Origin of the sequence: Lysinibacillus sp. FSL L8-0312 (assembly GCF_038003285.1) — a bacterium.
GTDB lineage: Bacteria > Bacillota > Bacilli > Bacillales_A > Planococcaceae > Lysinibacillus > Lysinibacillus fusiformis_D.
Genome location: NZ_JBBOOV010000001.1, coordinates 4,252,588 through 4,275,581 on the forward strand (window position 1 = coordinate 4,252,588; position 22,994 = coordinate 4,275,581).

The window sequence follows — 22,994 nt, forward strand, 5'->3', positions numbered from 1 at the left end:
CTATTCAAGTTTTATATTTAAATATTGCTTTTCTGAAAGGGAGAAGTCAATAACTGATGGGAGAAACAGTTCAGATTATTCATATGTTTTTTTAATGTTATTATAATAAGGAAGATTGTCTGTAAAAAACAATGAAGATATGGCTGTTTTCATCGTTTTATAGTACGGATTACGTGTTTGTACTATAAAAAAGAAGAAACCGAGATGTTTTGTCTCGGTTTCTATCTTATGACTGTTTTTTTAACTGTAAAATGACAGCCTCATCAGGGTCAATATACAGTGTTTTCTGTTCAAAGTAAATGACAAAACCCGGTTTAGCCCCATTTGGTTTCTTGACCTGTCGAATTTCTGTGTAATCCACTGGCACAGAAGAAGATTCTCTAGCTTTAGAAAAATAAGCGGCTAATGTGGCAGCTTCTCGTAATGTTGTGTCGTCTGGTTCACTTGAATGGATGACAACGTGAGATCCTGGAATATCCTTTGTGTGCAACCAAATATCTGTGCGTTTTGCTATTTTAAACGTCAACATATCATTTTGCTTATTGTTTTTTCCAACAGAGATCGATACACCTGTAGATGAAACATAGCGCTCTGGTTCTGGCTTTACTTGTTTTTTCTTTTTCTTGGCATGACGTAGTTTTAAGTAGCCTTGCTCTGCCAGCTCTTCGCGAATTTCCTCAATATCCCCTGGAGAAGCTTGCTGTACTTGTTGTGCCAGCATTTCAAAGTAGGCAATTTCTTCTGTCGTTTTTTCAAGCTGCTCTTGAACCATAACCAAGGCGTTTTTTGCCTTTGTATATTTTGTGTAATAGCTTTGCGCATTTTCAATCGGTGTTTTACGTTCACTTACTGGAATCGTAATCACTTCGCCTGTTTCACTATAGTAGTTTGTTACCGTTACCTCTTTGACACCTTTTTTAAAGGCATAAATATTTGCCATTAATAGCTCACCATAAAGCTGAAATTGATCAAGCTTGGAGGCACGCTCGTAGTCCTTCGTCAGCTTTTTCGTTTTTAAGGATAGTTTATCAATTTCATTTTGTAGCCAGCGCTCTAAATCACCTGCTTGTTGTTTCACACGGTCTCGTTCTGCACGTGCAAAAAATACGCGGTCGAGAAGCTCGTGAACATTAGGGTAGACAGTTACTTCTCCCTGCAAATGACTCAACTCAATAGGTGAGAAATACGTTTTGTTATTAGAAAGTACATACATTGGCTTCATACCACCGTTTGCAAAGGATGTCATAAATTCCTTGAAACAGGCTGGTGCATTAGATGCTGTTGTCATGCGGTACAATAATTCTTCAGCGTGAAGAGGCGAAAAACCGGCTAACTGTGTTACGATCTCTTTGGTCGTTTTTGCTTCAGCGAAAAACATTGTTAGCTCTTCATCTGTAACCGTTAATGGGTTCCATTTATTTTGTGTGGGTGGTGCAATATACGGTTGACCTGGTAACACAGTTCGGAAGCTATTTACGGATGGAGGTAAATGCTTTAAGCTATCAATAATTTTCCCCGGTTCTTGATCAATCAACAGTAGATTGCTATGTCTACCCATGATTTCAGCGTGTATTTCCCTTACAATAGGATCGCCAATTTCATTTTTACTGTGAATTTCTACTATTATAATACGATCAAAATCATGTTGTTTTATGGATGAAATAAAACCACCCTCTAAATGTTTACGCAAAAGCATACAAAACATGGGAGGCTCTGCTGGATTTTCAATCGTATGCTCCGTAAGATGGACACGTGCATAAGAAGAGTGGATGGAGAACAGTAGTTTTTGATTTTTTCCGTTTGCCCGCACATGTAACACAACTTCTTGTGCATTAGGTTGATGTATTTTTGTAATCCGACCAGTGACAAGCTGTTGTAGGTCGGCCGTTACTGAATAAGTAAATAAGCCATCAAATGCCATATGAATTCCTCTTTCCAACGATATCAAGCATCTTGGTACTTTCGTATTTTTTTCATGGTGTAGTTGCTTTCGCTATCTGTCAGCTCCGACAAATACACAATTTGTATGTTTATCATAGCATTTTTTAGGTGAATATTAAAATATAGCTTCAATTGTGGTAGAATTAGCTTTTATTCTAACCAATTTTTTTTGGAGAGTCGTCATAATCGACAGAGCTTATGTTATAATAATCCCAGTATGCAAAGAAAGGTGTGACGAACCTTGGTGCGTAGTATGACTGGTTTTGGCAGAGGTGTCACAACAACTAGAGACTTTCAATTAACCGTGGAAATGCGCTCGGTCAACCATCGTTTTTTAGAAATTAACGCAAAATTTCCGAAAGAATGGCTTGAAGCAGAAATTTTTGCAAAGAAACTAATTTCACAAGCTTTGTCACGCGGCAAAATTGATGTGATGGTATATGTGAAAGACTTAGAGAACGTAGAGCAATCTATTGAAATTAATTGGTCATTAATTGAAGCGTATCGTAAGGCAAAAGAGCAATTAGCAAGTAAAGTACCACTTGAAGAAAAATGGACGATGCAAGAGCTTTTATCGCTAGAACAGGCACTTGTACAGCAAAAGCCACAGCTTACACCAGAGGATTTGCTAAGTGCTGTTGAACAAGCGATTTCACAAGCAATTAAACAGCTCGTACAAATGCGGGAACGTGAAGGGCAAGAATTACAAGAAGTTGTTGTACAATATAAAGAACAGTTGATGGAACAAGTGAATCAGATTCGTTTGTGCTCTTCTCTTGCTGTTGAAAAATATCGTACACGATTAATAGAACGAATTGCTGAAGTCGCAGATGGCACATTGCTAGATGATCGTTTACTAGCAGAAGTAGCGATTTTTGCAGAACGCGTAGACATCTCCGAAGAATTAGACAGACTAGATAGTCACTTTAATCAGCTGGAGGAAACATTACTTGAAACCATTTCAGTTGGACGTAAATTAGATTTTTTAATGCAGGAAATACATCGCGAAATTAATACGATTGGTTCAAAAAATCAATCTACAGAAGCAGCTGTTGCTGTTGTTCAGGCGAAAACAATTTTAGAAAAGATGCGTGAACAAGTGCAAAACATCGAATAACTTGCACGTGTCTGTTATAAATTAAGGGAGATATAGAGAATAAATGATAAAAGAACGTGGATTATTAATTGTTCTGTCTGGCCCATCTGGTGTAGGTAAAGGGACAGTGCGAAAAGAATTATTTTCTCAGCCGAATACGAATTATGAGTATTCCATCTCGATGACAACACGAAATCCTCGCGAAGGGGAAGTAGATGGTGTAGACTATTTTTTCAAGACGCGTGAAGCATTTGAAACGTTAATTGAACAAGGTGGCTTATTAGAGCACGCTGAATTTGTTGGTAACTATTATGGAACACCACTAGCCTATGTGAATGAAACACTGGATGCAGGTCGTGATGTATTTTTAGAAATCGAAGTGCAGGGTGCAGCACAAATTCGTAAAAAAGCACCAGATGCCTTATTTATTTTTTTGGCCCCTCCAAGTTTAACGGAATTAAAAGACCGTTTAGTTGGGCGTGGGACGGAAACAGAGGATATCATTGCGAAACGCATAGCTACTGCAAGTGAAGAGCTTGAAATGATGAGCTTGTATGATTATGTTGTGGAGAATGATGAAGTGACGAATGCCTGTGATCGTATAAATGCGATTATTAAAGCCGAGCATTGTCGTAGAGAACGTGTTGAAAAAAGATATTTGTCAATGTTGAGAGGAGAATAAAACAATGTTATACCCATCAGTGGACGCTTTAAAAAAAGAAATCGATTCAAAATATTCATTAGTGAGCCTTGCTTCTAAACGTGCTCGCCAAATGCAAGAAGAGCAAGATACAGAACGTTTACACAAGTATGTTTCTCATAAATACGTAGGAAGAGCACTTGAAGAAGTAGCGGCAGGTGTACTTACGAAGGTATCACAGGATGAGTCCGCTGTGTACGAAGACGAAATTTAACATACATGTAACGTAGTTGGGTTACATGCATGCTAGTTCGCAGTAGATTTTGATTATACAGAATGCCGAGAGCTCCCAGGGAATCCTTCTTTGGGAGCTTATCATTTGAAAGGACGACACCTAGCATGAATAAAAATATTTTACTATGTGTTTCAGGTGGAATTGCAGTATATAAGGCTGTTGCGCTCGTTAGCAAGCTATCACAAGCAGGGGCCAATGTAAAAGTTATGATGACAGCTTCTGCTAGACAGTTTGTGAATCCATTAAGTTTTCAAGTGATGTCCAAAAATGACGTTTATTTTGACACGTTTGATGAAAAAGATTCAAGTGTGATTGCCCATATCGATTTAGCAGATTGGGCTGATTTGATTTTAGTGGCTCCCGCTACGGCCAATATGATTGGCAAATTAGCCAATGGTATTGCTGATGATATGGTCACAACAACCTTGCTTGCTACTACAGCCCCTGTCTGGATTGCACCAGCTATGAATGTACACATGTATGACCATCCAGCGGTAAAACGAAATTTAGATCGGCTATCAGCTGATGGATACCAATTCATTGAGCCTTCAGAGGGGTTTTTAGCATGTGGCTATGTCGGGAAGGGACGTTTAGAGGAACCTGAAAAAATAACGGCCCTAGTAAAGACTTTTTTTTCAGGACAATCCAAACCATTAAAAGGTAAAACCGTAATTGTGACAGCAGGTGCGTTGCAAGTACCATTAGATGAAAAGCATATGATTAGCCCACAGGCAAGTGGCATTATTGGACGAGCATTAGCGAATGAGGCAAGGATACGTGGGGCACATGTGATTGAAATTGAAAATAGCAATTTGTATGATGTTATTCAACAACTGGAAGCCTATAAAATCCAATATCCCCAAGCATTTTTTATACATGCAGCGAATGTACCAACCATCGACGAAACGCCGATTATTTCTGTAGAAGGAACGAATGCAATCACTTTCGGACAGCAAGTGCAAGGTAAACCAATGATCAATATACTTTCTGATAGCTGGATTGATTTTAGTGAAAATGCTCAGCTTAATGGACAATTTTTGGCTACGACAAATCCCCAGCTTTTTGCACAGACACTCTGGTCTCATATTACAAAGGATGAGGTGCAATGAGCTTTTTAATAGCAGAGGTCATTGTAGACGTCTCTACCTACCATGTAGACCGTCCCTTTGATTATCAAGTACCTCTCGAATGGGTAAACGTAATAGAATTAGGCTGTCGTGTGAAAGTGCCATTTGGTCCAAGAAATGTTTTAGGCTTTATCGTTGGCTTGAAAAAGGAAACAGATGTACCACTGAATAAATTAAAGGCTATCACTCAAATTTTAGACATGGAGCCGGTCCTGACAGAAGAAATGCTGCTAATGGCGAAATGGTTAAAGAACAACACGATTTGCTATGAAATAGATGCCTTGCAAGTGATGTTACCATCTGCACTTCGGGCTAAGTATGAAAAAATAATTAAATTACAACAGTCTCAAAGTCTACCAGAAGAAGTACAGTACATTTTTGGTAAACGCCAACAAGCCAACTTTAAAGAATTTGAGCGAGCAGGTTTACTTCCTTTACTAAAGCAGTTGGTTGCAGAGAGCATTGTTTCAATTGAGAATGTTGTGAAGCAGCAGGGCAATGTAAAAGAAATCCGAATGGTTCAAATTACAGAAGACCAGCAACTTGTAGAACAGGCTTTGGAACAGTCAAAAAGAGCCGTTAAACAACGTCTATTACTACAATGGATGTGTCAACATCTAGGAGAAATTTTATCACCCCAGCACATTTGTGAGGAAACAGGAGTCTCGATATCGGTATTAGAGGCAGTAATTGAAAAAGGAGCTGCCCAGTTTATTCAAGAGGAAGTTTTTCGTGATCCATTTACGAAGAAAGTTTCTCGTACACAGGCCTTACAATTAACAGAGGAGCAGAGGGGTGCTCTTCAAGCTATTACTACAGCTATAGAGCAGCAACAAGCGCAAACATTTTTGCTACATGGTGTAACAGGGAGCGGTAAGACAGAGGTTTATTTACAGGCTATTCAAAAGGTGCTAGATGAAGGGAAAGAAGCCATTATGTTGGTACCTGAAATCTCTTTAACACCTCAAATGACTGAGCGATTCCGCAGTCGCTTTGGTGAGATGGTTGCTGTTATGCATAGTGGATTATCTGTTGGAGAGAAGTATGATGAATGGCGTAAAATTCAACAAGGTAAAGTGAAAGTAGTAGTTGGTGCTCGTTCCGCTATTTTTGCACCCTTTACGAATATTGGTCTTATTATTTTGGATGAGGAACATGAATCAACGTATAAGCAAGAAGACTCGCCGCGTTATCATGCAAGAGATGTCGCCATATGGAGGAGCGAATTTTATAAATGTCCTATTATTTTGGGTAGTGCAACACCAGCTCTAGAGTCATTTGCCAGAGCTAAAAAGGGCGTATATACGCTACTCTCATTAACGCAACGTGCTTTACACCAAGCATTGCCGACTGTTTTTATTGCAGATATGCGTGAAGAGCTTCGTCAAGGAAATCGTTCGATGTTCTCAGACTCTCTTGCTGAGGCGATTCGTATAAGACTTGAGAAAAAAGAACAGATGGTGCTGTTTTTAAATCGTCGTGGTTATTCATCGTTTGTTCTATGTAGGGATTGTGGTACGGTTGTACAATGTCCAAATTGCGACATTTCCTTAACCTATCATCGGACAACGGAGAAATTAAAATGCCATTATTGCGGTTACGAGGAATCTGTTCCTAAAATATGTCCACAATGTCAAAGCGATCATATTCGTTACTTTGGTACAGGTACACAAAAAGTCGAGGAAGAACTTTTTAAACTATTTCCTGAGGCAAGAGTGTTACGTATGGATGTAGATACCACGAAGCATAAAGGGGCACATGAAGAAATCTTAGATACATTTGGAGCTGGACATGCAGATATTTTACTGGGGACGCAAATGATCGCAAAGGGTCTTGATTTTCCTAATATTACTCTTGTCGGTGTACTAAGTGCTGATACATCCTTGCATTTACCTGATTATCGTGCAGCAGAGCGCACATTTCAGCTACTAACACAGGTAAGTGGAAGGGCAGGACGACATGATAAGCCAGGGGAAGTAATTATTCAGACGTATACCCCTGAGCATTATGCAATTGAGCTAGCCAAAACGCAGGAGTATGAACCATTTTATGAACGAGAGATGTTTTTACGTCGTCGCTCCAGCTATCCACCTTATTATTTTGTAGCCCTTATTCAATTATCTCATGAAGATGTCATGATGGCTGCTGAATATGCTGGACGAGTGGCAGATTGGCTACGAGGAAATTTATCGAATCAAGTAGCCATTATAGGACCAACAACGGCAAGTATTGCTCGTCTCCAAAATAGATATCGTTATCAATGTTTGATAAAATATAAAATTGAACCAAATCTAATTCCAGTGTTACAGCGACTGCTTGCCATGTATCGAGCAGAATGGATTAAACAAGGAATATTAATGACGGTAGATTTAGATCCGTCTACTATATAGTGAAATTAACAGCAAGATTTTTTTACAATAGTAAAATGAACAATCAGCTATTGCACTAGCTTGAATACAGAAATGAGGAAATGAGAATGGCTATAAAAAAAGTAATCGAAAACCCAGCAAAAGTACTATCAACACCATGTGCAGAAGTGACAGAAATTAATGATGGAATCATTGCATTACTAGATGATTTATATGACACAATGGTGGAATATGATGGCGTTGGTATTGCAGCGCCACAAATAGATGTAGGCTTACGCGTAGCAATTGTAGAACTAGGTGAGGAACGCGATATTTTAGAAATGATTAATCCAACGGTTATTGAAACAGATGGAGCGGAAATAGATATTGAAGGTTGCTTGAGCTTTCCAGGGTTATATGGTGAAGTAGAACGTCCTAACTATGTTAAAATTGAAGCTTGTGATCGTGAAGGACGTGTATATGAATTAGAAGCAGGAGGCTTTGATGCCCGTGCCATCTTACATGAAATTGATCATTTAGACGGCGTGCTGTTTGATTCGAAAATCAAGCGTATTATTACAGCAGAAGAACTTGAAGAACTGTACGCAGAAGAGGAGGAATAAAATGACGTCTATAATTTTTATGGGGACACCTGACTTCTCAGCACCTATTTTGCGTATGCTACATGATGAAGGATACGATATTAAAGCAGTTGTGACACAGCCAGATCGTCCAGTTGGGCGAAAGCGTGTATTGACACCACCACCTGTGAAGGCTGCAGCTTTGGAACTTGGCTTACCAATTATTCAACCAGAAAAATTGCGCGGCTCTGAAGAGTTACAACAAATTCTTGCTCTACAGCCAGATTTAGTGATAACAGCAGCTTTTGGACAAATACTACCAAAGGAGCTATTAGATGCTCCTGCTTTTGGCTGCATTAATGTTCATGCCTCACTACTTCCAAAATACCGTGGAGGCGCTCCTATTCATCAAGCTATTATAGATGGCGAGAAAGAGACTGGGGTAACCATTATGTATATGGCAGAGAAGCTTGATGCTGGAGATATTATCTCTCAAAGAGCGATTCCTATTGAAGAAAACGACTATACAGGTGGCCTTTTTGAAAAGCTAAGCATAGTGGGTTGTGAGCTCCTAAAAGAGACACTTCCTTCTATTATAAATGGTACAAATAGCCGAACAGTCCAAGATGAAGCACTTGTTACCTTCGCCAGCAATATTTCGAGAGAGCAAGAACGCATCGATTGGACAAACGATGCTGCTACTTTATACAATCAAGTACGTGGTCTTCATCCGTGGCCGGTTGCTTATACAACTTTTGAGGATGGTAATTTTAAAGTATGGTGGGCAGCTATTGGTAAATGCAAGCATGAGACGAATCCAGGTACAGTTGTAGCGATTGAGAAAGATCATTTTGAAGTAGCTGCTGGCAACGGTACAACTTTAGCCTTATATGACGTGCAGCCAGCTGGCAAGAAGCGTATGACTGCAGAGGAGTATTTACGTGGTACAGGTTCTAAATTACAGATTGGGGACCAATTTAAATGAGTAAAAAAAGTGTAGTGATTTGGGATGGAAATGTGCGAGATGCTGCATTATCTATTCTATTAGCAGTTGATAAAAACCAAGCATATAGCAACTTATTGCTAAACGAAACAATTAAACGACATAAAATTGAGGCGAAAGATCGTGCCTTATTAACTGAAATTACGTATGGAACTTTACAGCATAAAATGACGCTTGATTTTTATTTAGAGCCTTTTATTCGTGGGTCAGTCGATCATTGGGTACGTTGGTTATTAAGAATATCGTTGTATCAAATTCATTATTTAACTCGTATCCCACCACATGCTGCTGTAAATGAAGCAGTGGAAATTGCCAAGCGTAGAGGGCATCGTGGTATTGCTTCGACGGTGAATGGGATTTTAAGATCGGTGTTACGTAGCGGCGTTCCTTCTACAGAGGATATAGCAGATCCAATGGAGCGACTTGCTATTGAAACAAGCCATCCCGAGTGGTTAGTGCAACGATTTGTAGCAAACTACGGTTTAGAGCTAGCAACAGCAATGTTGCATGAAAACAATGTGCCAGCTATGCAAACAGTGCGTGTGAATACAACAAAAACAACGGTTAAACAGGCTATTGCTGAACTAGAGGAAGAAGGATTAACAGTACAGCAAAGTGATTTAATGCCTGAATGTTTACGTGTAACCAATGGTCAACCTGCACGTACAAAAGTATTTAAAGAAGGTCACATTACTATCCAAGATGAAAGTTCAATGATACCTGCTAAAGTGTTAAATCCATCTCCTGGCATGCGTGTCCTTGATATGTGTGCAGCCCCGGGTGGAAAAACAACACATTTAGCCGAAATAATGAAAAATGAAGGATCTATTTTAGCGACAGACCTTCATCCACATAAATTAGATTTAATCGACCATAATACAGAACGTCTAGGGCTTGATATTGTTGAAACAGCCCCAATTGATGGACGGAAAGCACCAGAATTTTTACAAGCAGCGTCTTTTGATGCTATTTTAGTTGATGCACCATGTAGTGGGCTAGGGGTTATGCGACGTAAGCCCGATATTAAATATACAAAGCGAGAAGAAGATTTAGAAAATCTACAAAAAATCCAATTAGCTTTACTTGAGGCAGCAACTAAAGTATTGAAAACAGATGGAAAGCTTGTGTACAGTACTTGTACAGTCGATCTACAAGAAAATGAAGGCACAGTTCATGCCTTTTTAACAGCGCATCCAGAAATGGAAGCAATACAACTAGAGTCTTTACCAACAAAATTAGCGGAAAAGCAAGCTAATGGCATGCTTCAAGTCTTTCCACAAGACTTTGGCAGTGACGGTTTCTTCGTTGCCGCCTTTCGTAAAAAAGGAGAATCCAACTAATGGTGGATCAAGAGAAATTTAATGAACGTATTAACGATTTAGTTGATGAAGCGGAAGACAAGCCCGTCCGACGTGTCAAGAAAGAAAAACCAAATTTAAAAGAATCTATTTATTCTTTACAGCCATATCAGTTAGAAGAATGGTTAACAGAAAACGGTGAAAAACCTTTCCGTGCTACTCAAATTTTTGACTGGCTGTATAATAAACGTGTAAAGACATTTGAAGAAATGTCGAACCTTTCAAAGGGATTGCGTGATAAGTTAACAGCCAATTTTGCTTTAACAACACTATCAACCATTATTAAGCAAGAATCTAAAGATGGTACCATTAAATTTTTATTTCAATTGCAAGATGGCTATTCAATCGAAACCGTATTAATGCGCCATGAATATGGCAACTCTGTTTGTGTAACAACACAAGTAGGATGTCGAATCGGCTGTACATTTTGTGCTTCCACTTTAGGTGGTTTGAAGCGACATCTACTAGCAGGAGAAATCGTGGAGCAAGTTGTCAAAGTGCAGCAGACTTTAGATGAAGTGGGCGAGCGAGTATCGCATATTGTCATTATGGGTATTGGCGAACCTTTCGATAACTATGATGCGATGATGAACTTCTTAAAAGTAATCAACCATGAAAAAGGGTTAAATATCGGTGCACGTCATATTACTGTATCAACATCAGGGATTGTTCCAAAAATTTATCAGTTTGCAGATGAACAATTACAAATTAACTTCGCCGTGTCACTACACGCACCAAACCAAGAGGCACGTCAAAAGCTAATGCCAATTGCTCGTGCATACAAATTGGATGAATTAATGGAGGCTGTTCGTTACTATACTAAAAAAACAGGGCGACGAGTGAGTTTTGAGTATGGATTGATGTCTGGTGAAAATGATTCAGTGGAAATTGCAGAGGAGTTATCGGCATTAATTAAAGGAATTAAATGTCACGTTAACTTGATTCCTGTCAACTACGTACCAGAACGTGATTATGTTCGTACGTCTCGTAGTCAAATTTTTGCTTTTGAAAAAACCTTAAAGAAAAATGGGATTAACGTAACGATCCGCCGAGAGCAAGGCTCAGATATCGCAGCTGCGTGTGGTCAATTACGTGCTCAAGAGAGATCTGAAGAAACGAGGTGACCAGTGTTGGAATACACAGTCGAAAGTGATATTGGTTTAAAACGATCAATTAATGAAGACCGTGCTGCATTTTTTAAACGTCCTGACGGGCTTGCACTAGCACTTGTGGCGGACGGCATGGGTGGTCATAATGCTGGTGATGTAGCAAGTGATATGGCAATTAAACAGATGGAATCCTTTTTTTTACAGGCAGACGCACATCATTTTGTATCAACAACATCAAAAAAAGAATGGTTATTGCACACAGTTAAGCAATTGAATAAAACGATATATGACTATTCTTTATCACATGAAGACTGTAAAGGAATGGGCACGACGTTTATTGCGGTGTTAATAGAAGAGTATCATTGCTTCATTGCACATGTTGGGGATAGTCGTGTGTATTATTTCTTTGAAGATGGTGCACAACAAATAACAAGAGATCATTCATATGTAAATGTACTGGTAGAAAATGGCGAAATAAGTGAAGAAGAAGCTTTGACACACCCAAAGAAAAATTTCATTTTAAAAGCTGTTGGAACAGAGGAAACGCTAGAGCCAGACTTTTATGAAGTAGATTTAGCATCAGAATCGTATTTACTCATTTGTTCAGATGGCTTAAGCAATAAACTCACTGTCTATGAAATGGCTTCAATTATAACGTATCCAGATGCCATTGAAGAAAAAGGACGTAAGCTTGTAGAATTGGCAAATGCCAGCGGGGGAGAAGACAATATCTCCCTCGTGCTACTAACAAAAAAGGATGAGGAGGTGTAAGAATGCTTGTAGGTAAAAGAATTAGTGACCGTTATAAAATTTTGCAGCTCATTGGTGGCGGAGGTATGTCCAATGTTTATTTAGCGCACGATATGATATTAAACCGTGATGTAGCCATAAAAATATTACGCTATGATTTTTCCAATGAGGATGAATTACATCGACGTTTTCAACGTGAGGCACTGTCTGCTACAAGTCTTACACATCCAAATATTGTTAGTGTTTATGATGTAGGGGACGATGGCGATCTACATTATATCGTGATGGAATATGTTCAAGGAAAAACGTTAAAGCAGTACATACAAGAATTTGCACCAATTTCTCCTGCTAGAAGTGTGCATATTATGAAACAATTAACGTCTGCCATTGCAAATGCCCATGAAAATCATATTATCCACCGTGATATTAAGCCGCAAAATATTTTAATGGATGCGGAGGGTAATGTAAAAATAACTGATTTTGGTATTGCCATGACGTTAAGTGCTACATCGTTTACACAAACGAATTCAGTGTTAGGTACGGTGCATTATTTATCACCTGAGCAAGCGCGAGGCGGGACGGCTACTAATAAATCAGATATTTATGCACTTGGCATTGTGCTATATGAATTATTAACAGGTGAATTACCATTTTCTGGAGAATCAGCAGTTTCCATTGCACTCAAGCATTTACAAACAGAAACACCTTCTGTTCGTGCTTTTGATGCAACCATTCCTCAAAGTTTGGAAAATGTGGTGCTGAAGGCTACGGCTAAAGATGCTTCCCATCGTTATAATACAGTGGAAGAAATATATGATGATTTGGAAACAGTCTTATCACCAACACGAGTAAACGAACCAAAATTTGTCATACCTGTTGATAATGATACGACGAAAGCTATACCAATTATTAAAGAGCCTGTTCATAAAAAAGGCGAAGATTTAACCCAAACGAGAGTTATGGAACCGATTATGGAAGTGAAAACACCATCTCAAGCAAAGCCTAAAAAAACTGTTGAAAAACCAGCTCCTGTTAAGGGAAAGAAGAAAAATTGGCCAAAGTATGTTGCTGGATTATTGATTGCTGTGATTGTCATCTTCCTATTCTTTTTATTTGCAACAGATTCGTTTAGCCCGAAAAAAATTTCTGTACCTGATGTAACAAATTTAACTGTGGAAGAAGCTACAAAAAAATTAGAAGCAGAGGGGTTTGTTGTTGGTGAGGAGCATCAGGAGCGGAACCATGAGGAAATTGAGAAAGGTAAGATCATTGAAACAGATCCAGCAAAAAATGCATTGCGTGCAAAAGGCACAGAGATTGATTTAATCGTCAGCTTAGGTGTGGAAATGACGACTGTAGATAATTATGTTGGACAGAATTATAGTCAAGTGGAAGCTTTAATAAAAGGAAAGTATAAAGAAGTACTAAAAGAGGATGTCCCTTCTAATGAACCAGAAGGAAGAATCATTGAGCAAAGTATACCCCCAAATACTGAAGTTGTTGCGAAGGAAGAAACAATTACGTTTAAAGTAAGCCAAGGGGTTAGAATGATAAGGCTTGAAAACCTCAATAATTATACAAAAGCGGATATGGATGACTATGTGAGGAGAGTTGGCCTTAATTGGCGTATTTCACGTGAAGAATATCATGAGTCGATTCCTGCGGGCAGTGTGATATCACAATTGACAAAAGCGGGTACTATGGTGGAAGAAGGTTCCTTCATATCCGTTGTGATCAGTAAAGGACCAGCGAAAAAGCCTGATAAACCACTGGTCATACCTGTAGTCATTGAGTATAAACCTACAGAAGAGGGTATAGCTCAAAACATTCGCATTGAAATTCAAGATAAAAATCATACATTTTCTGAACCAGTAGAGTTTCCAATTTTAGATGATACACCTTACAATATACAGCTTGTTATTGAAGAAGGCAAAGATGCAAGTTATAGAATTATCCGTGACTCAGAAATAATCTTAGAAGACAAAGTTAAATATGAGGATGTCAATTAAGGAGGAATTGGATGGCGCAAGGCCAAATAAGAAAAGCATTAAGCGGTTATTATTATGTTTATGATGGTCATCAACTTATTCAATGTCGAGGACGTGGGGTCTTTCGCAATCGCGGAGAATCCCCGCTTGTTGGTGATATTGTAGAATATTCAACGGAAACAGAAGGATCGGATGGTACCATTCAAAAGATTTTGGAGCGTCAAAATGAATTAGTTCGTCCGCCAATTGCCAATATTGATCAAGGTATTTTAGTATTTTCCGTAAAAGAACCTAATTTCAATACCATTTTATTGGATCGCTTTTTAGTTGTTTTAGAATCATTCCATGTACATCCTATTATTTGTTTAACAAAAATGGATTTGCTGGAAAATGATAAACGTGAGGAATTACAGCAATATATCGTCGATTATCAAAACATGGGCTATACGGTTTTACAAACCTATAAAGATGAGGAAGAATTAGTTGAACGCCTACAGCCTATTTTAAAAGGAAAAACCACTGTATTAGCAGGTCAATCTGGTGTTGGAAAATCAACTTTGCTGAATACACTAATTCCTGAATTAAACTTAAAAACAGGCATCATTTCGCAAAGCTTAGGGCGAGGAAAACATACTACTCGTCATGTCGAGCTTATTGAGGTCTGTGATGGTTTATTGGCAGATACTCCTGGATTCAGTTCTTTTGATTTTGATGAAATTGATAAAGAGGAATTAGGCGCATGTTTTCCTGAAATGGTCAGAGTGGCGGATGATTGTAAATTTAGAGGCTGTTTACACTTGAAAGAACCAAAATGTGCAGTAAAGGCAGCAGTAGAAACGGGAGAAATTCGTGACTACCGCTACAAGCATTATGAACAATTTATGCAAGAAATTATGGATCGAAAGCCGAGGTATTAATGATGATACAAATAGCACCATCAATTTTAGCAGCAAATTTTGCAAAATTAGGGGAAGAAGTAAAAGAAGTAGAGCAAGCAGGTGCAACACTGATTCATATTGATGTCATGGATGGTCACTTTGTACCGAATATTTCATTTGGCTCAATCGTATTGGATGCTATCCGTCCATTAACGAATTTACCGTTAGATGTACATTTAATGATTGAAAATCCAGATCAGTATATTGAACAATTTGCAAAAGCTGGTGCAGATTATATTACAGTGCATGTTGAAGCATGTCGTCATTTACACCGAACAATACAATTAATTCGTTCGTATGGTGTAAAGGCTGGCGTAGTATTAAATCCACATACACCAATAGAGTCGATTCAACACATTTTAGAAGATATCGATATGGTATTGTTGATGACTGTTAATCCAGGCTTCGGTGGACAAAAATTTATTCATTCTGTTGTACCTAAAATTGAAGCATTATCGGCAATTATTAAAGAGCGGGGTCTAGAGATTGCCATTGAAATTGATGGTGGTATTACTGCTGAAACGATTGTTCCATGTGCACAGGCTGGAGCGACGATTTTTGTGGCAGGATCAGCTATTTATAGTAAAGAAGATCGAACAGCTGCACTCCAAGAGATTTTAGCGGCTGGTGAGGCAGCGATTAAGAGATGACGATAGTCGTTGTTTGTGCAGGTGGTCCAAAACAAGAGCTTTGCTCATTTTCATCGTTTCAACAACAGGATGTAGTATTTATTGGAGCAGATCGTGGTGCTTTATATTTACTGGAGCATGGGATTACCCCTCATGCCATTGTTGGTGATTTTGATTCCTTAACAGATGAGGAATATCAATTTGTGCTGGCACAAACCAATGACCAACAACGTTTTCAGGAAGAGAAAAATGAAACAGATACGGATTTAGCTTTGCTTAAAGCCTATACTTATGCACCTCAAGAAATTGTCCTAACAGGTGTTACAGGTGGGCGCTTAGATCATTATGAGGCAGCGGTTCGTTCCATTTATCGACTCCAAAAAGAGCATCCTCAAGTTGAGCTGAAGATTATTAATCATGCAAATATGTTGCAATTTTTATTACCTGGTACGCATACTATTTTTGCAGATGATCGATACCGATACTTGTCTTTTTTTGCTCATGAGGAACCGATTCAAAATGTGACATTACGGCAAGTAAAATATGAAACAACGAATGAGGAAATCTCTTTAGGAACATCACGATTTACAAGTAATGAAATAATAGGAACTTCAGGGTCTATATCTTTCTCGCATGGCATATGTTTAATGATAAGAAGCATAGATTAGCGTAAGGGGGAGAGAGTCCTGAAAGTATATACGTTCCAGCTGCCGAAATTCGTGAGTAGTATCACGCGTACGTGTATTAACCTATTTAAAAAAGATAAGAAAGTAAAAAAATCCGACTAATGTTAGTCGGATTTTTTTACTTTAAGTATATTGAATACTGTAAAAAGAAAAAAATCGATTTGCGCCCAATGCGAAATCGATTTTTTAGAAGCGGCGATTAAACGCGCTCGATTTTACCTGATTTTAATGCACGAGCAGAAACCCATACACGTTTTGGTTTACCGTCAACTAAGATACGAACTTTTTGAAGGTTAGCACCCCAAGTACGTTTGTTAGCGTTCATAGCGTGGGAACGGTTGTTACCAGTACGAGCTTTACGTCCAGTGATTACACATTGTTTTGGCATGTTGTATTCCCTCCTTACTGTTGATGCTGAAAGATTATTATTTCAGTTCGGTATTTCACATACCATAATAATTTAACATACGATGGCGTTCAGTGCAATAGTTTTCACATATCCTTTCAAGAAAAAAACCTTTACAGGCAAAAATCAGTTAGTAAAAGAAGGGAAACTTAAGAAAAGAAGTATTACTACCCTTTTCCACGATAACCAAGTTTTGTCGATACACGTTTACCAGTATCAACTAAGCGCTCAATTAATGTATTAATATGATCTTGAGAGACATTAAAATTCACAAAGCCGATGCTCACTGCACCTATCACTTCACCAAAACCATCTTGTACAGATACCGCAATGGAGGAAGTACCAGCAGTTCGTTCTCCATGACTTATTGCATAGCCCTGCTGTCGGATGTTTTGAAGTTGTCCTTCTAATTCAGCAATTTCGTCTTTCGTTATTAGCTGTTCCAAAATTTCTTTTGACTGAGTGTCAGGCATAGAGGCAAGAATGGCTTTATTGGCTGCGCCGATATGCATAGGTATGCGAATGCCAAGTTGGTCATAAATACGAATCGGATTTGCAGCACTGTCTATTCTTTCTATAATAATCGTATCTAAACCAGCAGGCTTACTTAAATAGACACTTTCTTCAACTTCTCTTGCTAAGCGTTCTAATTCAGGTCTAATTTTACTAATATAATCCATCGTGTCATATACCTGTAAGCCAAGTTCCATCCATATTGTTCCGAGGCGATAATGCTTAGTCTGCTCATCCTGTTCAATCATACCTTGTTTAATCATGGCTTTTAAAATTCTATGTAAAGTACTTAGTGGTAAATTGCATTTTGTAGAAAGCTCTGAAATAGACAAGCTACGGTCATTTGCTTCAGATGCTAAAACCTTCGCAATCGTCATAGCTCGCTCTAATAATTGCATTTGTCCCACCTCCCTTCCTCCTATTTTATTTTTATTCTCCAATTACGTCTAGTTCCAATATTTTCGAGCGAATAGATGTCTATACAAAGATGTGTAAAATGAATCCTCGTACAATTGTTTTTCAATGGATAAATCAAATTTAGATTAAAGGAAAAATAAAAAGTTTTCTAAATATATTGACAGTATAGCATAAAACGAATATATTTTTCATATAAACTTTCCTCTTAACGGAAACGTTTTCCACTACACGGAAAAGGGGTGAAGGGAATGCATTATTGTTCATCAATGTATGCACCTTTGAAACACGTTATAGTAAAACATCCGAAAGATGCTTTCCGAAGCCAGGCACATCTTAGCGATGAATGGAAAACATTTAACTATTTATCTGAGCCTAACTATGAAGAAGCGCTAAGAGAATATGCTGAATTTATTAGGATTCTTGAAAAGTATGTTGATACGATTGATTATTTGCCTGCTAATGATGAAGTAGGGTTAGATTCGCTTTATGCACATGATCCAGTTAAATTCACACCAAATGGCGCCATTATACTGAAATCTGGCAAAAAATTGAGACAGTCAGAAGCAGCAGTATATAAGGCCTTTTTACAGGAGAAAGGTATTCCAATCATTGGGGAACTAACAGGAGAGGCGGTATCAGATGGTGGAGATCTTGTTTGGTTAGATGATCGAACACTCGTTGTAGGTAGAGGTTATCGTACAAATGATGAAGCTATCCATCAATTAAAGGAAATGACAGCGGATATGGTGGATGAGTTTATTGTTGTGCAGCTACTCCATGACTTAGGTGAAGCTGAGTGTTTACATTTAATGTCTTTCATAAGTATGGTAGATCGAGATTTAGCTGTTGTACATTCACGTTTAATGCCAGTATTTTTCCGACAACTGCTTATCGAGCGAGGCATCCAATTAATAGAAGTACCGAAGGATGAGTATGATGCACTGGGCTGTAATGTCTTGGCGCTTGCACCAAGAGTGTACGTTATTCCTGAAGGGAACAAAGTAACAAAACAACAGCTACTTGATGCTGGTGCAACAGTGTTTGAATATAAAGGTGATGAAATTACTGTTAAAGGAACAGGTGGGCCAACATGCCTAACTTGTCCAGTAGTAAGAGGATAAAGGAGACGAAAATTATGTTTAAAAATGTTATTGTTAAAAATCCAGGAAATAGTTTTGTAAACGGGTTAACAACTAGTGATTTAGGTAAACCCATTTTAGAAAAATTGTTTGAACAGCATGAAAAGTATATAGATGCTTTGAAAAAATGTGGCGTTGAGGTTACACAATTACCAGCAAATGAAGCATTCCCAGATTCAACATTTGTAGAAGATACGGCAGTATTAACATCTGAATTTGCTATTATCTCAAACCCTGGAGCAGCTGCTCGTAATCGTGAAATCGAAGATATTGAACCAGCAGTGAAACCATTCTTTGAAAAAATTTACTATATTAAAGGCTCTGGAACGCTTGATGGTGGAGATGTATTACAAGCAGAGAAGAAATTTTACGTAGGGATCTCAGACCGTACAAATGAAGAAGGCGCACAGCAATTTAAAAAAATTGTTGAGCAAGAAGGCTATGAAGCGACTATTATTCCATTAAAAGAGTTCTTCCATTTAAAAACAGGGGTTGCCTATGTTGGGGATAATCGTATGGTGGTAGCTGGTGAGTTTGTCGATCACCCTGCATTTGAATCTTATGATAAAATCGTGATTCCTAAAGAAGATGAATATTCTGCTAACTGTATTCAAGTAAATGATTATATTATTATTCCAGCTGGCTACCCAGAAACAAATCGTAAATTACAAAATCTTGGCTATCAAACTATTGAACTTGAGATGTCTGAGTTTAGAAAACACGATGGTGGCTTAAGTTGTTTATCATTACGTTTTTAAGACATGCTAACATTGCCCAATCAATTTAAAAGGGAAAATTGATTGGGTACTTTTATTCCTTGATTATCTGAATATTTACACTATATGGGAAGTAGGGATGGATGTTGAATAAAGGGGATCAGCTTCACAACAATCAATTAAATCGATCGATGAAAAGCCGTCACTTATTAATGCTTTCACTTGGGGGTGTTATTGGAACGGGCTTATTTTTAAATGTTGGCTATACCATTAATCAAGCAGGACCAGGTGGTGCTCTAATTGGTTACTTGTTTGGTGGCCTAATTTTGTTTATGGTCATGAACTGTCTTGGGGAATTGGCTGTTTATATGCCAGTTACAGGCTCCTTCCAAACATACGCTACACGTTTCATTAGTCCTTCAGCTGGTTTTTCATTAGGCTGGATGTATTTTGTCGGGTCTGCCGCCACAGCTGGTGTTGAATTTACAGCTGCTGGGATTTTAATGCAACATTGGTTTCCGACTGTACCGATATGGATTTGGTGTGCTGTGTTTATGGTTCTTTTATTTGTCTTAAATGCTTTAACAACAAAGGGCTTCGCTGAAGCAGAGTTCTGGTTTGCTAGTATCAAAGTTGTTGCAGTCATAGCATTTATCATTATAGGTGGTGCGGCCATTTTCGGATTAATTCCATTAGCAGATCGTCCAACGCCACATCTGACAAATTTAGCACCTACTGGTTTATTCCCAGCAGGTATTTCTATTATTTTTGTCACAATGATGAATGTTATTTTCTCTTATCAGGGATCAGAGCTTGTTGGTATTGCAGCAGGTGAAACCGAGAACCCTGAAAAAAATATTCCAAGAGCGATTCGTACTATTCTTTTTAGAATTATAGTCTTTTATATTGCCTCCATTATTGTATTATCGGCGATATTCCCAGCATCAGAGCTTGGTCTTGTAGAAAGTCCATTTGTAACGTTGATGAATATAGCAGGTGTTCCATATGCAGCTAGTATCATGAATTTTGTTATATTAACGGCTATTTTATCAGTCGGCAATTCATGTCTGTATGCGTCAACACGTTTATTATTTTCTATGTCACAAGAGGGAATGGCACCTAAGTTATTTGGTCGATTGACTAAAAATAAAGTGCCTTTAAATGCGCTCATTTTTACAATGGCTTTCTCACTATTATCCTTATTAACAAGTGTAATGGAAGCAGATGCAGTATTTGTGTTACTCATGTCGGTGGCCGGAATCTCTGTCACAATCTCATGGATGGGGATTTGTGCTTCTCAACTAATGTTCCGCTATCGTTATGTAAAGTCTGGAGGAAATTTGGCTGATTTAAAATTTAAAACACCTCTATTTCCTTTAATACCTGTATTTTGTATTATCTTTTGTGTATTTATTTTAGTATTTTTAGCGTTTGATCCAACGCAAAGAATCGGTTTACTGTACGGGATTGGCTTCTTTATTGCCTGTATGATTTTTTATCAATTGAAATTAAAAAATGCAACAACGACAGATAGTAAAAGTGAAGAGTCACTAGAAATTCGTTAACCAAAAATTTAACGAATTGAGGCTAAAGGAGAGTTTGTATGAATAATTATATGTGGAATACACCTGAAAAACTGCGAGCATTGCTATGTGAAATTGTCAGTTGGGAAAGCAGGACATTGACAAAGGGTGAAAATGACTTTGCCTATAAATTAAAAGATAAATTGTTAACGCTTCCATATTTTGAAAAACATCCAGAGCTTATTGAATTACATGATGCAGGGCTTGGAAGAAATGCTGTTACGGCATTTTATAAGCACCCAACAGCAACAGAAACAGTGGTGTTAATCAGTCACTTCGATACAGTGCATACGGAGGAATATGGAGAACTAGAGCCACTAGCTTTTTATCCAGAGGAATTAACAAAAAAACTGATGGAGTCTAAATACAAAGAAGATTTACCAGAAGCGGCTAGAATTGATTTGGAGTCAGGTAATTATTTATTTGGTCGTGGCACAATGGATATGAAAATGGGACTTGCTTTACATATGCAGCTCATTGAAAAGGCAAGCTTTGAACAATGGCCAATTAATTTGATTTTAACTACTGTACCTGATGAGGAAGTAAACTCTGCTGGAATGCGAGCTGCTGTTGTGGAGCTTGTGAGACTTCGTGAACAACATGGGCTAACCTATAAATTATTTTTAAATAGTGAACCTTCCTTTTCGCAAGGGCCATCTGATACAAATGAATATATCTATTCAGGTACTATAGGGAAAATAATGCCAGCTGCTTTATTTTATGGCAAAGAGACGCATGTTGGCGAACCTTTAAAGGGCATGACCGCTAACTTTATTGCTTCTTATATGACACAGTACATGGAGTGGAATCCTCTTTTCCGTGAAACAGATTTGGGAGAAAGTACGCCACTGCCAGTTTCTTTACAATTAAAAGATTTAAAAATGGAGTATTCTACACAAACACCATATCGTGCGGCTGCACTGTACAATGTATTTTTATTAAAACGTACAGCTGCAGAAGTAATGGCTATCTTTGAACAAGTGGCATTACAAGCCATGGCTGCTTGTAATGAGCAATACCAAAAAGTTTGCACCCGAGAAAAAGTACAAGGGGTAGGGAATGTACAGGTTTTGCGATATGAGGCATTGTTGGAGCATGCTATCCATAAATTGGGTGAGGAGGAAGTGCGAACGATCAAACAGCAAGTTCTTCAGCATCACGCATGGGACGATCGTGAAAAATCTATACGTATTGTTGATCAGCTCATGATTCGTTGTCAGGAATTAGCACCAGCAACAGTTTTGCTATATGCACCACCTTATTATCCAGCAATTAATTCATCCAATCATCCACTTGTTATTCAATCGATTGAATTGATGAAGAAAACGGCTCAAACATTTGCTATTGAGGTGGAGCAGATTCATTATTTTAACGGGATTTGTGATTTAAGTTATGTTAACTACACAGATGATTCAAACGAGTGGTTAGCATTCGAACGTAACACACCTGTATGGGGAGATACGTATAGTATTCCGTTTAAAGAAATGTCTGCATTACAGGGGCCTGTATTAAATGTCGGTCCCTTTGGCAAAGATGCACACCAAAAAACAGAAAGACTGCATGTGGATAGTGCCTTTAAAGAAATGCCTGTTATGATCGACAAGCTTATTAAAAGTCTTTTTTAGTCAAATAAATTTTAAAATATTGAACTGAATATAATATAAACAAAGTTGATGCTATAAAAGTATCAACTTTTTTATTTATCAAAAAAATTTCGACCTACTTGTATTT

At 38.1% G+C, this 22,994-nt stretch carries 22 protein-coding genes; 19 read left to right on the plus strand and 3 right to left on the minus strand.

Features of this window, described 5'->3' with window-relative positions:
* Window positions 1-226: 226 nt before the first annotated feature.
* Complete coding sequence (locus tag MHI22_RS21195) at window positions 227-1,921, minus strand: Rqc2 family fibronectin-binding protein (RefSeq protein ID WP_340812639.1); 1,695 nt, start codon at window positions 1,919-1,921, stop codon at window positions 227-229.
* Window positions 1,922-2,194: 273 nt separating this feature from the next.
* Here MHI22_RS21195 and MHI22_RS21200 point away from each other — a divergent pair, with 273 nt between their 5' ends.
* From MHI22_RS21200 to spoVM, 15 genes are all read left to right on the plus strand, one after another.
* Window positions 2,195-3,058 carry a YicC/YloC family endoribonuclease gene (locus MHI22_RS21200; RefSeq protein ID WP_254777840.1) on the plus strand — a complete coding sequence of 288 codons (864 nt, stop codon included), beginning with the start codon at window positions 2,195-2,197 and terminating at the stop codon, window positions 3,056-3,058.
* 43 nt (window positions 3,059-3,101) lie between these two features.
* On the plus strand, window positions 3,102-3,719 hold the full coding sequence (gene gmk / locus MHI22_RS21205; protein WP_036125005.1) for a guanylate kinase: 618 nt from the start codon (window positions 3,102-3,104) through the stop codon (window positions 3,717-3,719).
* Window positions 3,720-3,723: 4 nt separating this feature from the next.
* A complete protein-coding gene (gene rpoZ / locus MHI22_RS21210; RefSeq protein WP_036125003.1) occupies window positions 3,724-3,951 on the plus strand; it encodes a DNA-directed RNA polymerase subunit omega in 228 nt (75 codons plus the stop codon).
* Window positions 3,952-4,076: 125 nt separating this feature from the next.
* On the plus strand, window positions 4,077-5,081 hold the full coding sequence (coaBC, locus tag MHI22_RS21215) for a bifunctional phosphopantothenoylcysteine decarboxylase/phosphopantothenate--cysteine ligase CoaBC (RefSeq protein WP_058843484.1): 1,005 nt from the start codon (window positions 4,077-4,079) through the stop codon (window positions 5,079-5,081).
* Complete coding sequence (gene priA, locus MHI22_RS21220) at window positions 5,078-7,489, plus strand: primosomal protein N' (protein ID WP_036124935.1); 2,412 nt, start codon at window positions 5,078-5,080, stop codon at window positions 7,487-7,489. Before coaBC ends, priA begins: the two co-directional genes overlap by 4 nt.
* 86 nt (window positions 7,490-7,575) lie before the next feature.
* Complete coding sequence (gene def, locus MHI22_RS21225) at window positions 7,576-8,070, plus strand: peptide deformylase (RefSeq protein WP_036124934.1); 495 nt, start codon at window positions 7,576-7,578, stop codon at window positions 8,068-8,070.
* Between the two features lies 1 nt (window position 8,071).
* A complete protein-coding gene (gene fmt, locus MHI22_RS21230; RefSeq protein WP_036124932.1) occupies window positions 8,072-9,013 on the plus strand; it encodes a methionyl-tRNA formyltransferase in 942 nt (313 codons plus the stop codon).
* Complete coding sequence (rsmB, locus tag MHI22_RS21235) at window positions 9,010-10,371, plus strand: 16S rRNA (cytosine(967)-C(5))-methyltransferase RsmB (RefSeq protein WP_036124929.1); 1,362 nt, start codon at window positions 9,010-9,012, stop codon at window positions 10,369-10,371. Before fmt ends, rsmB begins: the two co-directional genes overlap by 4 nt.
* Window positions 10,371-11,513, plus strand: a complete 1,143-nt coding sequence (rlmN, locus tag MHI22_RS21240) for a 23S rRNA (adenine(2503)-C(2))-methyltransferase RlmN (RefSeq protein ID WP_036124927.1) — start codon at window positions 10,371-10,373, stop codon at window positions 11,511-11,513. Before rsmB ends, rlmN begins: the two co-directional genes overlap by 1 nt.
* Before the next feature lie 6 nt (window positions 11,514-11,519).
* Complete coding sequence (locus MHI22_RS21245; protein WP_058843486.1) at window positions 11,520-12,269, plus strand: Stp1/IreP family PP2C-type Ser/Thr phosphatase; 750 nt, start codon at window positions 11,520-11,522, stop codon at window positions 12,267-12,269.
* A 2-nt stretch (window positions 12,270-12,271) separates the two neighbouring features.
* Complete coding sequence (gene pknB / locus MHI22_RS21250; RefSeq protein WP_036124923.1) at window positions 12,272-14,257, plus strand: Stk1 family PASTA domain-containing Ser/Thr kinase; 1,986 nt, start codon at window positions 12,272-12,274, stop codon at window positions 14,255-14,257.
* An 11-nt stretch (window positions 14,258-14,268) separates the two neighbouring features.
* Window positions 14,269-15,153: a ribosome small subunit-dependent GTPase A gene (gene rsgA, locus MHI22_RS21255; RefSeq protein WP_036124921.1), complete on the plus strand. Its 885-nt coding sequence runs from the start codon at window positions 14,269-14,271 to the stop codon at window positions 15,151-15,153.
* A 2-nt stretch (window positions 15,154-15,155) separates the two neighbouring features.
* On the plus strand, window positions 15,156-15,824 hold the full coding sequence (rpe, locus tag MHI22_RS21260; protein ID WP_058843488.1) for a ribulose-phosphate 3-epimerase: 669 nt from the start codon (window positions 15,156-15,158) through the stop codon (window positions 15,822-15,824).
* Entirely contained in the window at window positions 15,821-16,471 is a 651-nt protein-coding gene (locus MHI22_RS21265) for a thiamine diphosphokinase (protein WP_101966391.1), read from the plus strand. The genes rpe and MHI22_RS21265 overlap by 4 nt, the downstream gene beginning before the upstream one ends.
* Before the next feature lie 18 nt (window positions 16,472-16,489).
* A complete protein-coding gene (gene spoVM / locus MHI22_RS21270) occupies window positions 16,490-16,591 on the plus strand; it encodes a stage V sporulation protein SpoVM (RefSeq protein WP_099805045.1) in 102 nt (33 codons plus the stop codon).
* A gap of 97 nt (window positions 16,592-16,688) precedes the next feature.
* Here the strand turns inward: spoVM and rpmB are convergent, their stop codons facing one another.
* Entirely contained in the window at window positions 16,689-16,877 is a 189-nt protein-coding gene (gene rpmB, locus MHI22_RS21275; RefSeq protein ID WP_004227417.1) for a 50S ribosomal protein L28, read from the minus strand.
* 185 nt (window positions 16,878-17,062) lie between these two features.
* On the minus strand, window positions 17,063-17,806 hold the full coding sequence (locus MHI22_RS21280; protein ID WP_036124840.1) for an IclR family transcriptional regulator: 744 nt from the start codon (window positions 17,804-17,806) through the stop codon (window positions 17,063-17,065).
* A gap of 267 nt (window positions 17,807-18,073) precedes the next feature.
* On the opposite strand from MHI22_RS21280, the gene MHI22_RS21285 reads away from it, so the two are divergent.
* The 4 genes from MHI22_RS21285 (at window position 18,074) to MHI22_RS21300 (ending at window position 22,888) form a co-directional block, all read left to right on the plus strand.
* A complete protein-coding gene (locus MHI22_RS21285) occupies window positions 18,074-18,946 on the plus strand; it encodes a dimethylarginine dimethylaminohydrolase family protein (RefSeq protein WP_340812640.1) in 873 nt (290 codons plus the stop codon).
* Window positions 18,947-18,960: 14 nt separating this feature from the next.
* A complete protein-coding gene (locus MHI22_RS21290) occupies window positions 18,961-19,722 on the plus strand; it encodes a dimethylarginine dimethylaminohydrolase family protein (protein ID WP_036124824.1) in 762 nt (253 codons plus the stop codon).
* Window positions 19,723-19,823: 101 nt separating this feature from the next.
* The gene (locus MHI22_RS21295) at window positions 19,824-21,245 is read left to right on the plus strand and encodes an amino acid permease (RefSeq protein WP_036124822.1); all 1,422 of its coding nucleotides are present in this window, start codon (window positions 19,824-19,826) and stop codon (window positions 21,243-21,245) included.
* A gap of 38 nt (window positions 21,246-21,283) precedes the next feature.
* Window positions 21,284-22,888 (plus strand): M20/M25/M40 family metallo-hydrolase, encoded by a 1,605-nt coding sequence (locus tag MHI22_RS21300; RefSeq protein WP_036124820.1) that lies wholly within the window; start codon window positions 21,284-21,286, stop codon window positions 22,886-22,888.
* The last annotated feature ends 106 nt before the right edge of the window (window positions 22,889-22,994 follow it).